The sequence below is a fragment of the Mesorhizobium sp. M0998 genome (assembly GCF_040318885.1).
In the GTDB taxonomy this organism is placed as follows: Bacteria; Pseudomonadota; Alphaproteobacteria; order Rhizobiales; family Rhizobiaceae; genus Mesorhizobium.
Map to the genome: position 1 here is coordinate 1 of NZ_JAMYND010000020.1, position 14,069 is coordinate 14,069.

Sequence of the window (14,069 nt, forward strand, 5' to 3'; positions counted from 1 at the left end):
TTGCAGACCATCGACAACCCGTTCGGCACGAGGTTGTCACCCATGTCTTAAGTACAATCTGTTACCCATGTCTCCGGGTTGGACAGCCATGCATTTGGAGCAGCGCTGCGGACTCGGAGCCTTGCCGTCATGCAGGACGGGCTTGAAACGAGGACCACGATCGTCTATATCAGCTTCAAATTCTTGGTCGGTATGACGAAGAGTGGGTCCACCCGGTCCCGCTCTTTTTTATTACCTGCCGACCGACAGAAATCGAGTGACAGGACCGAATGACAGTGACGGCAAGCGAAGGCGACGACCGCATCATCCGCGAAAGCGGCATCGATGCGCGCATCGCGCTGATCGTTCAGCCGGTACTGCGCGCCATTGGCTTCCGCTTGGTACGTGTGCACCTGTCGGGCCAGAACGGGCTGACGCTGCAGATCATGGCCGAGCGCGAGGACGGCACCATGACGGTCGAGGATTGTGAAGAGGTCAGCCGGGCGGTATCGCCGGCGCTCGATGTCGATGATCCGATCGAGAAGGCTTATCATCTCGAAGTGTCGTCGCCGGGCATCGACCGGCCGCTGGTCCGCAAATCGGACTTTGCAGCCTGGACCGGCCATCTGGTGAAGATGGAAACGTCGGTTCTCGTCGCCGACCGTAAGCGCTTCAAGGGCAAGATCGCCGAAAGCGACGCGGACGGTGTGCTGATCGAGCGTGACAAGGCCGCTTACGGCGAGGAGCCGACGGTACGTGTTCCCTACGATGCGATTGCCGAAGCGCGGCTGATTCTGACCGACGACCTTATCCGCGATGCGCTGTCGAAGGACAATCGGGCGCGCAAGGAAGCCAGGAAACGCCGCGGCGAACCCGAAGACGCACCAGAGGGTGCGGAAGACGAAACCGAACAGGAAATGTGATTGGGCTGTCGGCCGTAAAGGTCGGCAACAAGCTCGGGAGAAAGAAGATGGTTGTAAGCGCCAACAGGCTTGAACTGCTGCAGATCGCCGATGCGGTCGCGCGTGAAAAGTCGATCGACAAGTCGATCGTCATCGCCGCCATGGCCGATGCGATCCAGAAGGCCGCGCGCTCGCGCTACGGCCAGGAAACCAATATCCGCGCCGACATCAATGCCAACACCGGCGAGATGAAGCTGCAGCGGCTGATGGAAGTGGTCGAGAAGGTCGATGACTACGCGACGCAGATTGCCATTTCCTCGGCGCGCGAGCGCAATCCGGACGCCCAGCTCGGCGATTTCATTGCCGAACAGCTACCGCCGATGGATTTTGGCCGCATCGCCGCCCAGTCGGCCAAGCAGGTCATCGTGCAGAAGGTGCGCGAGGCCGAGCGCGACCGGCAATATGACGAATACAAGGACCGTATCGGCGAGATCGTCAACGGTACCGTCAAGCGCGTCGAATACGGCAACGTCATCGTCGATCTCGGCCGCGGCGAAGCGATCATCCGCCGCGACGAGCTGATTCCGCGCGAAAACTACAAGTATGGCGATCGCGTCCGTGCCTATGTCTATGACGTGCGCCGCGAACAGCGCGGCCCGCAGATATTCCTGTCGCGCACCCATCCGCAGTTCATGGCGAAGCTGTTCACCATGGAAGTGCCGGAAATCTACGACGGCATCATCGAGATCAAGTCGGTCGCCCGCGATCCGGGTTCGCGCGCCAAGATCGCTGTCATCTCGCGCGACAGCTCCATCGATCCGGTCGGTGCCTGCGTCGGTATGCGCGGCAGCCGCGTCCAGGCGGTCGTCGGTGAATTGCAGGGCGAGAAGATCGACATCATTCCTTGGTCGCCTTCGGCGGCGTCCTTCATTGTCAATGCATTGCAGCCGGCGGAAGTCGCCAAGGTCGTGCTCGACGAGGATGCCGAGCGCATCGAGGTCGTCGTTCCCGACGATCAGCTGTCGCTGGCCATCGGCCGCCGCGGCCAGAACGTCCGTCTTGCCTCGCAGCTCACCGGCTGGGATATCGACATCCTGACCGAGCAGGAAGAGAGCGAACGCCGCCAGAAGGAATTCGTCGAACGGTCGTCGCTGTTCATGGAAGCCCTCGACGTCGACGAGATGGTCGGCCAGGTGCTCGCTTCCGAAGGCTTCACCAGCGTCGAAGAGGTCGCGTATGTCGACTCCGGCGAAATCGCGTCGATCGACGGCTTCGACGAGGACACGGCTTCGGAAATCCAGACCCGCGCCCGCGAATATCTGGAGAAGATCGAAGCCCAGCATGACGAGAAGCGCAAGGCGCTCGGCGTCAAGGACGAGCTGCGCGAGATTCCCGGCATCACCACCGCCATGATGGTGACGCTCGGCGAGGACGGCGTGAAGACGATCGAGGATTTCGCCGGCTACGCCGCCGACGACCTGACCGGTTGGAAGGAACGCAAGGACGGCGAGACGAAGGTATTCCCGGGTGTGCTCGCCAACCACGGCGTATCACGCGCCGATGCCGAGCAGATGGTCCTGGCCGCTCGCCTGAAGGCTGGCTGGATCACCGAAGACGAGCTTGCCGCCGAGGGCGTGCCGGCTGACGAAACCGTCGGTGCGTGAGGTGAAACCGCATCGCACCGAACCCGCCCTTGGACGAGATGAACGATCGCACCTGCATCGTCACCCGCAGGCAAGCCGAACCGGATGAACTGATCCGTTTCGTCGTCGGCCCGGATTCGGCCGTCGTTCCGGACATCAAGAGAAACCTGCCCGGCCGCGGTTGCTGGGTGACGGCCGACCGCCTACATATAGAAAAGGCAGCGGCCAAAAACCTGTTTGCCCGTGCTTTTAAGGCGCAGGTGAGCGTGCCGGCCGATCTTGGCGGCATGGTCGACGCGCTGCTTTCCAGGTCCGCTCTGGGCATGCTTGGCCTGGCCCGCAAGGCGGGCGCCATAGCGCTCGGAGCGACCAAGGTCGAGAGCGCCGTGCGCGGCGGACTTGCACTTTTCGTGCTCCACGCGACCGAGGCTTCCGACGATGGCGTCCGCAAGATAAGCCAGGCGCGACGGGCAACCGTCCACCTTGGCGGGCCTGCGATCCGCGCTTACAAACTTTTCTCCGAGGCCGAGTTGAGCTTGGCATTGGGGGGTACAAATGTGATACATGCTGCCGTTCTCGCGGGAGACGCGGGCAGGGCGGTCCAGAAGCGCATGGTTGCGCTCGACCGATATCGGGGCGGTTCCCCGGACGATCTGGCAATGCTTGCGGCCGTTGCTGACGAAGATGATGCCGCAGAGGATATGGAATGAGCGATACGAAATCGGGCGACGACAAGACGCTGAGTGTTACGCCGAAGAAGACCTTGACGCTGAAGCGCCCCGGTATGGAACAGGGCACGGTGCGCCAGAACTTCTCGCACGGCCGCACCAAGTCGGTGGTCGTCGAGACCAAGAAGCGCAAGTTCTCGCTGCCCGGCGACAAGCCGGAGCCGGCGGCAGCGCCTGTTTCCGTCTTCACGCCGAAGCCGGTCGCGGCAGCGCCTGCCGTGCAGGAAGCTCCCAAGGCGCCTCCCCCTCCGCCGCCGGTCGAACGCGGCGGCATGGTGCTGAACGAGTTGTCGCGCCAGGAAATGGAAGCGCGCCGCCGGGCTCTCGAGGGCTCGAAGGTCCGCGATGTCGAGGATCGCCAGCGCGCCATCGAGGAAGCCAAGCGCCGCAGCGAGGACGAAGAGCGCCGTCGCCGCGAGCGCGAGGAATCGGCTCGCCGTCAGGCCGAGGAAGAGGCACGGCTGCAAGCCGAGGCCGAATCCCGCCGCCGTGCCGAGGAAGAGGCGCGCCGCCGTGCGCCGCTCGCCGCCGAACTGGCAACAGTCGATGACGAGGAAGAGGTCAAACCGAAGCGGACCGGTGCCGGCGCACCAGTGCGCCGTCTGGTCACGCCGGAAGTGGCGCGTCCGGCCAAACCGACCAAGGGCGAGGAAGACCGCCGCCGCGGCAAGCTGACGCTGAATTCGGCGCTTTCCGACGAGGATGCGCGCGCCCGCTCGCTCTCGTCGATGCGCCGCCGTCAGGAGAAATTCAAGCGCGCGTTGCATAACGAGCCACGCGAGAAAGTCATGCGTGAAGTGATCCTGCCCGAAACCATCACCATCCAGGAGCTGGCGCAGCGCATGTCCGAGCGCGCTGTCGACGTGGTCAAGTTCTTCATGAAGCAGGGCCAGATCCTGAAGCCTGGTGACGTCATCGACGCCGACACGGCCGAACTCGTCGCCACAGAATTTGGCCACACGGTCCGCCGCGTCGCCGAGTCAGACATCGAAGAGGGCTTGTTCAACATCGCCGATCGTCCCGAGGACCTGCGGCCGCGTCCGCCGGTGGTAACGATCATGGGCCATGTCGATCACGGCAAGACCTCGTTGCTCGATGCCATCCGCAATGCCAACGTCGTCTCCGGCGAGGCCGGCGGCATTACCCAGCATATCGGGGCCTATCAGGTCGAGAAGAACGGTCACAAGATTACCTTCATCGACACTCCCGGCCACGCCGCCTTCACGGCGATGCGTGCCCGCGGTGCCCAGGCGACCGATATCGCCATCCTGGTGGTGGCAGCCGACGACAGCGTCATGCCGCAGACGATCGAATCGATCAATCATGCCAAGGCGGCCGGCGTTCCGATCATTGTGGCGATCAACAAGATCGACAAGCATGACGCCGACCCGCAGAAGGTGCGTTCGGAACTGCTGCGCCACGAGGTGTTCGTCGAATCGATGGGCGGCGAGATGCTGGATGTCGAGGTGTCGGCGACCAAGGGCATCAATCTCGACAAGTTGCTCGAAGCGATCCTGCTGCAGGCCGAAATCCTCGACCTGAAGGCCAATCCGGACCGCACCGCCGAAGGCGTGGTCATCGAAGCCCAGCTCGACAAGGGCCGCGGCCCAGTCGCTACCGTGCTGGTGCAGACCGGCACGTTGATGCCGGGCGACATTCTCGTCGCCGGCAACGAATGGGGCCGGGTACGCGCGCTCGTCAATGATCGCGGCGAGCAGGTCAAGGAAGCGCCGCCGGCAATGCCGGTGGAAGTCCTCGGTCTGCAAGGTACGCCGCTGGCCGGCGACCGCTTCGCCGTTGTCAACAACGAAGCCCGCGCCCGCGAGATCACCGAATATCGCCAGCGTCTGGCGCGTGAGAAGGCGGTGGCCAGGCATGCCGGCCAGCGCGGCTCGCTTGAACAGATGATGTCGCAGTTGCAGACCAGCGGATTGAAGGAATTCCCGCTGGTCATCAAGGGCGACGTGCAGGGCTCGATCGAGGCGATCAACGCGGCGCTCGACAATCTCGGCACCGACGAGGTGCGCGCCCGCATCGTCCATGCGGGGGCTGGCGGCATTACCGAAAGCGACGTGTCGCTGGCGGAAACTTCGGGGGCTGCGATCATCGGCTTCAACGTTCGCGCCAATGCGCAGGCCCGCGCAGCCGCGGCTGCGGCAGGCATCGAGATCCGCTACTATTCGATCATCTACAATCTGGTCGATGATGTGAAAGCGGCGCTCTCCGGCCTGCTCTCGCCGGAGCGTCGCGAGACCTTCATCGGCAATGCCGAGATCCTCGAGATCTTCGACATCACCAAGGTCGGCAAGATCGCCGGCTGCCGTGTCACCGAAGGCAAGGTCGAGCGTGGTGCGGGCGTGCGCCTGATCCGCGACAACGTCGTCATCCACGAAGGCACGCTGAAGACCCTGAAGCGCTTCAAGGACGAGGTTTCGGAAGTTCCGGGCGGCCAGGAATGCGGCATGGCCTTCCAGAACTACGAGGACATGCGCGTCGGTGACGTCATCGAGTGCTTCCGCGTCGAGATGGTGACCAGGACACTATAAAGCGCTTGGCACCGATATGGGCCAGGACGCTTCAAATCTGGAAGGTATGTTCCCTCTATGGGAATATACCTTCCAAACAAATGATACGCAGCTTAAACGTGCTGCGCGTTCGTTTTCCGACCTGCGGTATGGTCGATCCAGGCGTTGGATTCTCACAGGTCTTGCTTGGCTGATTTTGATAGCCTCAGTTCTTTTGATTATCTGGACATCTGCGTTGGCCGTCGCTCTGCTGGAGTACCTTTCAAAGGGCGTGGTCTCCAGTGAGACAATTTACGTTCTCGCCCCAATTGCGATGGGGACTATATATATTATAGTAGCTCGTAGTTTTTTTGGTTTCTTTAAAAGGAAAGTAAATAATAAGAAAATTGGCAATATCACCGAACCGGTAAAGATCTTCGATGGGTATATTAACAGTTTTTGGACGAGAACTCGATAAAGAATCGAAGGATAGAACGGGTGCAACTGAGCAACGACTACCTGTTTTTCCTCATAGATAACGGTACCCGTTTCGTTTTTATCCCAAGGGATGTCGTTCCCGCCGATGCGCTCGAGAAAATAAAAATCTGGGCAACTCAGGCTCGGTCGTAGAACGAAGACCTATTAAGGTCAGTTGCCCAGGGTAGCCAAACCTGCCCAACGGCGTTAAGTCAGCGGTTTGAGGCGGTTCGAACCCGCGCGAAGGAAGAATTTTCATGCCAAGACCACCATCGGCTGGCCCATCCCAGCGTATGCTTCGCGTCGGCGAGCAGGTGCGCCATGCCCTGTCGGAAACCTTGCAACGTGGCGAGATCCTCGATCCGTTGATCGAGAATGCCGTGGTGTCGGTCTCGGAAGTGCGCATGTCGCCCGATCTCAAGATCGCCACCGCCTTCGTCTCGCCGCTCGGCGCCAAGGATGCCGGCGTGGTGGTCGAAGCGCTCAACAAGCATGCGAAGTTCGTCCGCGGCCGTGTCTCCGGCGCGCTGCGGCAGATGAAGTACATGCCGGAATTCCGCTTCCGGCTCGACACCAGCTACGACAATTTCCAGAAGATCAACGAATTGCTGCACTCGCCCGAAGTGGCGCGCGATCTCAGCGCCGACGACAAAGACAAAGACGACCGGAAGGACAGCGAATAGTGGCGCGTCGCGGCAAGAAGAAGGGCCGGCCGATCTCGGGCTGGCTGGTACTGGACAAGCCGGTCGGCATGGGCTCGACTGAAGCCGTCGCCAAGATCAAATGGCTGTTCCAGGCGGAAAAGGCCGGCCATGCCGGCACGCTCGACCCGCTGGCGTCCGGCATGCTGCCGATCGCGCTCGGCGAAGCGACCAAGACCGTGCCATACGTCCAGGACGGCGCCAAGGTCTACCGCTTCACGGTTGCCTGGGGCGAGGAGCGTTCGACCGACGACCTCGAAGGCCCGGCGACCAAAAGCTCGGACCGCCTTCCGGCGGAATCCGAAGTGCTGGCGCTGCTTTCGAAATATACCGGCGTGATCATGCAGACACCGCCGCAATTCTCGGCGATCAAGATCGCCGGCGAGCGCGCCTACGACCTTGCCCGCGATGGCGAGACGATCGACATTCCGGCACGCGAGGTCGAGATCGGCCGGCTCGATCTGGTCGAGCACATGGCCGATCGCACCATCTTCGAGGTCGAATGCGGCAAGGGCACCTATGTCCGCTCGCTGGCGCGCGACATGGGCCGCGACCTTGGCTGCTTCGGTCACATCGCCGAGCTGCGGCGGGTCGAGGTCGAGCCGTTCACGCATGAAGATTTCGTTACCCTGGCCGAGCTGGAAGCCGCCCGCTTCGGCGAGCAGGGCGAGCCGCAAGCAGCAGACGCACCGATCGACTTCGGTACCATCGATGCACTTCTGGTCGACACCGCCGCGGCGCTCGAATGCTTGCCGCAGGTTGCGATCAGCGACGATGCGGCAACCAAAATCCGCCTCGGCAATCCGGTCATCATTCGCGGCCGTGACGCGCCGGTTGAAGCTGAGGAGGCCTGCGCCACCGCGCGCGGCAAGCTGGTCGCCATCGGCGCCATCGAGCAAGGCATGTTCAAGCCAAAGCGGGTCTTTGTCGGGTAACAGCTGTCGCCCGGCGCATGATCTCCAAACCGGATTCTATTTTGGGAAAGGATCATGCGCTAAATCAACAGGCCTACGGCGTCGTTTGCCGTCCGAAAGGATGCGCTGCGCTGTAGTGCCGTTCGACGCTGCACTCGAGGGGGCACATGGCAAAGGCTGACACGGTCAACAAACGAGCGGCGCTCAAAACACGGAGGCCGCCGGTCGGGGCTTCGCCGGGCACGCTGATCGCCGACCCGGCGGCACGCCGTTCCGAGCTCAGGCTGACATTGATCTCGCCCGAAAAGTTCAAGACCATCGACAATGCCAGCATCGACGACGTCAACACCCATTGCCACAATTGGCCGGTTATCTGGCTCGATTGCACAGGCCTCGCCAACATCCAGCTGATCGAGGAGATCGGCCGGATCTTCAACCTGCATCCGTTGGCGCTGGAAGATGTCGTCAACACCGGCCAGCGGCCGAAGGTGGATTTCTTCGAGGACCATGCCTTTGTTGTCGTCAGGATGATCGACGATGTCACCGCGCACCGCTACGAACAGATCGCCGTCTTCTTCGGCAGGAACTTCGTCGTCACCTTCCAGGAGCGCGAAGGCGACCCGTTCGATCCCGTGCGCAAGCGGATCGCAAGCTCGGTGCCCAACCGCTTGCGCTCGCGCGGCGCCGACTATCTCGCCTATGCTTTGATCGACGCCATCGTCGACAGCTATTTCCCGCCGATCGAGGCTGCCGGCGAATTGGTCGACAGCATTGAGGACCAAATGCTGAACCAGGCGCACAAGCATCAGATGCGGCAGCTTCACGAATTGCGGCGCGATGCCAATGTGCTGAAGGGCGTGCTTTGGCCGATGCGCGACGCGCTGGCGACCATGATCCGCAACGACGTCTCTTATGTGAAGGCCGAAACCAAGATATTTCTGAACGACACGCTCGATCATTCGCTGCGATTGATCGAACTGGTCGAAACCCAGCGCGACATGCTGACCGGCCTGATCGAGATGCACTTGTCGCTCAGCCAGGCGCGCACCAACGACGTCATCAGCTATCTGACGATCGTCTCGGTGATCTTCATGCCGCTTACCTTTCTCGTCGGCGTATGGGGCATGAATTTCGACCCCGACACCTCGCCCTGGAACATGCCGGAGCTGAAGGCCTATTACGGCTATCCGCTGTCGCTCGCCTTCATGGCGCTTGTTGCGGTCGGGCTCTTTGCGTACTTCAAATGGAAGAAATGGCTCTGACTAGGCGGAAGTGCCCGTTTATGCAGCAAAAAGCCGGCTTGTGAATTAGGCTGGCCTTTTTGTCGGAATTGCACTATATGCGCCGCAGCTTCGCGCTTTGACGCGTTGCTTGCACCGGCCCCTGCTGGACGACATCCCGGCTGAGGGCGTCCCGTTTCCTCAAACAGACAAGGAAAAACACGATGTCGATTACTGCCGAACGCAAGAAGGAATTGATGGGCGAATTCGCAACCGCCAAGGGCGATACCGGGTCTCCGGAAGTCCAGGTGGCCATCCTTTCCGAGCGCATCAAGAACCTGACCGATCATTTCAAGGACCACAAGAAGGATAACCATTCCCGCCGTGGTCTGCTCGCTCTCGTTTCCCAGCGCCGCAGCCTGCTTGATTATCTCAAGCGCAAGGACGACGCGCGCTATCAGACGCTGATCGAGAAGCTCGGTCTGCGCCGTTGACGAATTGACCGGCGGGTTCTTTCGAGAGCCCGCCGGTCGCGCATTGGAGCATCGGGTCATCCAAGGCTCCATGAAGGAAGTAGAGCGCCGCGCATCGGTTTGGATGCGGACGCTCTGAAGTTTAGATTTGCGCAGGATATTTTCCGAAAACCTGGTTTTCGGGTTCACGCGCAAGGCCACTCGGATCGATTGGCCAACCCGGTTTCGAAACAGCAGAGGGCCGCTCGAAACCGCCCATGGACGGTCATGGGGCAGGATTGCAGGACGCTCGTGCGGCAAATGCGCTGAATAGCCGAGCTTCCCGTTGTCTTGCCCGTGGCTGCCCGAGAAAGGAAGCCAAGGGAAAGGGGCATCCGCGCACGCTGAAACGGCGCGGCCCTTTCCGCATACGAAGGACAAGACATGTTCAATTACCACAAAGTGGAAATCGAATGGGGCGGCCGTCCGCTCATTCTCGAAACCGGCAAGATCGCACGTCAGGCTGATGGCGCGGTGCTGGCCACCTACGGCGAAACCAAGGTTCTCGCCACCGTCGTCTCGATGAAAGAGCCGAAACCCGGCCTCGATTTCTTCCCGCTGACGGTCAACTACCAGGAGAAGACTTACGCCGCCGGCAAGATCCCGGGTGGCTATTTCAAGCGTGAAGGCCGTCCGAGCGAGAAGGAAACGCTGGTTTCCCGCCTGATCGACCGCCCGATCCGGCCGCTCTTCGCCGAAGGCTACAAGAACGACACCCAGATCGTCGTCACCGTCGTCCAGCACGATCTCGAAAATGACCCGGACATCCTGTCGATCGTCGCCACCTCCGCCGCCCTGACCTTGTCCGGCGTGCCGTTCATGGGTCCGGTTGGCGGCGCCCGCGTCGGCTACATCAACGGCGAATACGTGCTCAACCCGCATGTCGACGAGATGCAGGAATCGAAGCTCGACCTAGTCGTCGCCGGCACCGCCGACGCCGTGCTGATGGTCGAGTCCGAAGCCAAGGAACTCGGCGAGGACCTTATGCTCGGCGCCGTCATGTTCGGCCACAGGGGCTTCCAGCCGGTGATCGACGCGATCATCAAGCTGGCTGAAGTCGCGGCAAAGGACCCGCGCGACTTCAACGCGCCGGACTATTCCGCACTTGAAGCCGAGATGCTCAAGATCGTCGAAGGCGAGCTTCGCGACGCCTACAAGATCACCGACAAGCAGAAGCGCTATGCCGCCGTCGACGCCGTCAAGGCGAAGGTCAAGGCCGCGTTCGCGCCGGCAGAAGGCGAAGAGGCCAAATACACGTCCGAACAGATCGGCACCGTGTTCAAGGAGCTCCAGGCCAAGGTCGTGCGCTGGAACATCCTCGACACCGGCTCGCGCATCGACGGCCGCGACCTGAAGACGGTCCGCAAGATCGTCTCGGAAGTCGGCGTCCTGCCGCGCACGCACGGCTCGGCGCTGTTCACTCGCGGCGAGACCCAGGCGCTGGTCGTCGCCACGCTCGGCACCGGCGAGGACGAGCAGTATGTCGATTCGTTGACCGGCATGTACAAGGAGAAGTTCCTCCTGCACTACAACTTCCCTCCCTATTCGGTCGGTGAAACCGGCCGCATGGGTTCGCCGGGCCGCCGCGAAATCGGCCATGGCAAGCTCGCCTGGCGCGCCATCCGGCCGATGCTGCCGACCGCCGACCAGTTCCCCTATACGTTGCGCGTCGTTTCGGAGATCACCGAGTCCAACGGCTCGTCGTCGATGGCTACCGTCTGCGGCACCTCGCTGGCTCTGATGGACGCGGGCGTGCCGCTTGCCAAGCCGGTCGCCGGCATTGCGATGGGCCTGATCAAGGAAGGCGAGCGCTTCGCCGTGCTCTCCGACATCCTTGGCGACGAGGACCACCTCGGCGACATGGACTTCAAGGTTGCCGGCACCGCCTACGGCATCACCTCGCTGCAGATGGACATCAAGATCGAGGGCATCACCGAAGAGATCATGAAGATCGCCCTCGACCAGGCCAAGGATGGCCGTCAGTACATTCTCGGCGAAATGGCCCACGCGCTGTCCGGCGCACGTGCCGAGCTCGGCGAGTTCGCGCCGCGCATCGAGGTCATGCACATCCCGACCGACAAGATCCGCGACGTGATCGGCTCGGGCGGCAAGGTCATCCGCGAGATCGTCGAAAAGACCGGCGCCAAGATCAACATCGAGGACGACGGCACCGTCAAGATCGCCTCGGCCAATGCCAAGGAGATCGAGGCGGCGAAGAAGTGGATACACACCATCGTCGCCGAGCCGGAAGTCGGTGAAATCTACGAAGGCACGGTCGTCAAGACCGCCGACTTCGGCGCTTTCGTCAATTTCTTCGGTCCGCGTGACGGCCTCGTCCACATCTCGCAACTCGCCAATGACCGCGTCGCCAAGACCTCCGATGTGGTCAAGGAAGGCGACAAGGTCTGGGTCAAGCTGATGGGCTTCGACGAGCGCGGCAAGGTCCGCCTGTCGATGAAGGTCGTCGACCAGGCCACCGGCAAGGAAATCGTTCGCGACAAGAAGAGCGAAGGCGAAGAAAACGCCGCCTAAGCTGATCTAACTATGCAATCGAAGCGGGCGCGCCGGAAGGTCGCGCCCGTTTGCGTTTCAACAACAGCCTTGCAGTTCAAGAGTGGTGAATGTCCGCCGAGCCGCTGAAAACGCTTTTCCATCCGTTCGAGGCCGGTGCTGTCTCCCTGCCACGAAAGGATGAACGCATACTCTTTCTCGGTGCCGAGCCCGGCTTTCGCTTGCCCGAAAGTTTTGATGCCAAGCTTCATCTTGTCCAAGGCTTCAGGCCGCACTTTCGCGCCTTGCAGGCGTCCGGCTTCGCGGTCACGCCGCAGGTCGAAGGCGAGGCTTTCGACGCGGCATTTGTGCTCGCTGGCCGCCATCGCGGCCAAAACGAGTTGCGCGTTGCCGAAGCGGTCGAACGCGCAGCACCAGGCGGGTTGATCGTCGTCGCCGGCAGCAAGGACGATGGAATCGCCAGCCTGCGCAAGCATGTCGGCGCCCTTGTGCCGCTCGAAGGCCACCTGCCGAAGCATCACGGCATTGCCTTCTGGTTTCGCCGGCCGGCCGATACCGTTGCCGCGGCAACGCTTCGCGCCGCCAATCCGGACTTGGTGGTCGAGGACCGCTTCCGCACGGCCCCAGGCATGTTTTCCTTCGACAAGATCGATGCCGGATCGAAGCTGCTAGTCGAAAATCTGCCCAACGATCTGCGTGGCAGCGTTGCGGACTTCTGTGCCGGTTGGGGCTATGTCGCCGCCGAAGTCGCCGCCCGCTCACCCGGCATATCGGCGCTTGACCTTTACGAAGCGGATTTCGAGGCGCTGGAGGCGGCCAAGGCCAATGTCGGCAACACAGGCGTGGAGCCACGTTTCTTCTGGATAGATCTGTTGAGCGAACCGGTCGAGCGCCGCTACGACGTGGTCGTCATGAACCCGCCCTTTCACCGCAGCCGGGCGACTGAGCCGGAAATCGGTGCCGGCATGATCCGCGCGGCAGGCAAGGCGCTGAAGCCCGGCGGCCGGCTGTTCATGGTGGCAAACCGCCAGCTTCCCTACGAACCGGTGCTGGCGGCCGCCTTCTCCAGCCATGCGGAGCTCGCCCGCGACGGCATGTTCAAGGTCTTATCGGCGCGACGCTGAAATCCTGCGGGGCAAGCCGGCGATACGTCGCTCGCGCTATTCCCGCCCGCCGTCGGTCTGCTTCAATTCGTCAAGCGTCGGCATGGAAACGATGTGATAGCCGGAATCGACATAATGGATTTCGCCGGTGACGCCGGAGGACAGGTCGGACAGCAAATAGAGCGCGGAGCCGCCGACTTCATCGATCGTCACTGTACGGCGTAGCGGCGAGTTGCGCTGCTGGTAGGAGAACATGTGGCGTGCGTCGGAAATCCCGGCGCCCGCAAGCGTCCGTACCGGTCCCGCCGATATGCCGTTCACCCTGATGCCGCGCGGGCCGTAGTCGTTGGCGAGATAGCGGACGCTGGCCTCCAGCCCCGCCTTGGCGACACCCATAACGTTGTAGTTCGGCATGACACGGACCGAACCGGCATAGGTCAGCGTGACCATCGAACCGCTATCCTTCATCAATGTGGCGGCGTGACGGGCGATCTCGGTGAAGGAGTAGCAGGAGATCACCATGGTGCGGATGAAGTTGTCGCGGCTCGTGTCGGCGTAGAGGCCTTTCAGCTCGTTCTTGTCGGAAAAGCCGATGGCATGGACGACGAAATCCAGCCCGCCCCACGCCTTCCCCAAAGTCTCGAAAGTCGCGGCGACCGACACGCTGTCCTCGACGTCGCAAGGCACCACCAGGGATGCGCCCAATTTCTCGGCGAGCGGCTTGACCCGGCGCCCGAAGGCCTCGCCCTGATAGGTGAAGGCGAGGTCCGCGCCATGTTCGGACAGTTTGCGGGCGATACCCCAGGCGATCGAATGATCGTTGGCAACACCCATGACAAGCCCGCGCTTGCCCTTCATCAATCCGTCCATGATCG

12 protein-coding genes are annotated in these 14,069 nt (G+C 61.9%); 11 read left to right on the plus strand and 1 reads right to left on the minus strand.

Features of this window, described 5'->3' with window-relative positions; translation table 11 throughout:
• Positions 1-269 precede the first annotated feature (269 nt).
• The 11 genes from rimP (at position 270) to NKH59_RS19535 (ending at position 13,215) form a co-directional block, all read left to right on the plus strand.
• Positions 270-902, plus strand: a complete 633-nt coding sequence (gene rimP, locus NKH59_RS19485) for a ribosome maturation factor RimP (protein WP_023676900.1) — start codon at positions 270-272, stop codon at positions 900-902.
• Between the two features lie 47 nt (positions 903-949).
• The gene (gene nusA, locus NKH59_RS19490; protein ID WP_352681242.1) at positions 950-2,545 is read left to right on the plus strand and encodes a transcription termination factor NusA; all 1,596 of its coding nucleotides are present in this window, start codon (positions 950-952) and stop codon (positions 2,543-2,545) included.
• Positions 2,546-2,583: 38 nt separating this feature from the next.
• Positions 2,584-3,234, plus strand: coding sequence for an RNA-binding protein (locus tag NKH59_RS19495; RefSeq protein WP_352455116.1), 651 nt, complete (start codon positions 2,584-2,586; stop codon positions 3,232-3,234).
• The gene (gene infB / locus NKH59_RS19500) at positions 3,231-5,798 is read left to right on the plus strand and encodes a translation initiation factor IF-2 (protein ID WP_353022771.1); all 2,568 of its coding nucleotides are present in this window, start codon (positions 3,231-3,233) and stop codon (positions 5,796-5,798) included. The genes NKH59_RS19495 and infB overlap by 4 nt, the downstream gene beginning before the upstream one ends.
• Positions 5,799-5,814: 16 nt before the next feature.
• The gene (locus NKH59_RS19505) at positions 5,815-6,234 is read left to right on the plus strand and encodes a hypothetical protein (protein ID WP_353022773.1); all 420 of its coding nucleotides are present in this window, start codon (positions 5,815-5,817) and stop codon (positions 6,232-6,234) included.
• A 256-nt stretch (positions 6,235-6,490) separates the two neighbouring features.
• Complete coding sequence (gene rbfA, locus NKH59_RS19510; protein WP_352541264.1) at positions 6,491-6,916, plus strand: 30S ribosome-binding factor RbfA; 426 nt, start codon at positions 6,491-6,493, stop codon at positions 6,914-6,916.
• Complete coding sequence (gene truB / locus NKH59_RS19515; protein ID WP_353022774.1) at positions 6,916-7,869, plus strand: tRNA pseudouridine(55) synthase TruB; 954 nt, start codon at positions 6,916-6,918, stop codon at positions 7,867-7,869. Before rbfA ends, truB begins: the two co-directional genes overlap by 1 nt.
• Before the next feature lie 146 nt (positions 7,870-8,015).
• A complete protein-coding gene (corA, locus tag NKH59_RS19520) occupies positions 8,016-9,110 on the plus strand; it encodes a magnesium/cobalt transporter CorA (RefSeq protein ID WP_352613885.1) in 1,095 nt (364 codons plus the stop codon).
• Positions 9,111-9,250: 140 nt separating this feature from the next.
• Positions 9,251-9,562, plus strand: coding sequence for a 30S ribosomal protein S15 (rpsO, locus tag NKH59_RS19525; protein WP_280940423.1), 312 nt, complete (start codon positions 9,251-9,253; stop codon positions 9,560-9,562).
• A gap of 402 nt (positions 9,563-9,964) precedes the next feature.
• Positions 9,965-12,112 (plus strand): polyribonucleotide nucleotidyltransferase, encoded by a 2,148-nt coding sequence (gene pnp / locus NKH59_RS19530; RefSeq protein ID WP_023676908.1) that lies wholly within the window; start codon positions 9,965-9,967, stop codon positions 12,110-12,112.
• Between the two features lie 89 nt (positions 12,113-12,201).
• A complete protein-coding gene (locus tag NKH59_RS19535; RefSeq protein ID WP_352767033.1) occupies positions 12,202-13,215 on the plus strand; it encodes a class I SAM-dependent methyltransferase in 1,014 nt (337 codons plus the stop codon).
• Between the two features lie 36 nt (positions 13,216-13,251).
• On the opposite strand, the gene fabI is transcribed toward NKH59_RS19535, so the two are convergent.
• A complete protein-coding gene (gene fabI, locus NKH59_RS19540; protein WP_352613887.1) occupies positions 13,252-14,064 on the minus strand; it encodes an enoyl-ACP reductase FabI in 813 nt (270 codons plus the stop codon).
• Between the last annotated feature and the right edge of the window lie 5 nt (positions 14,065-14,069).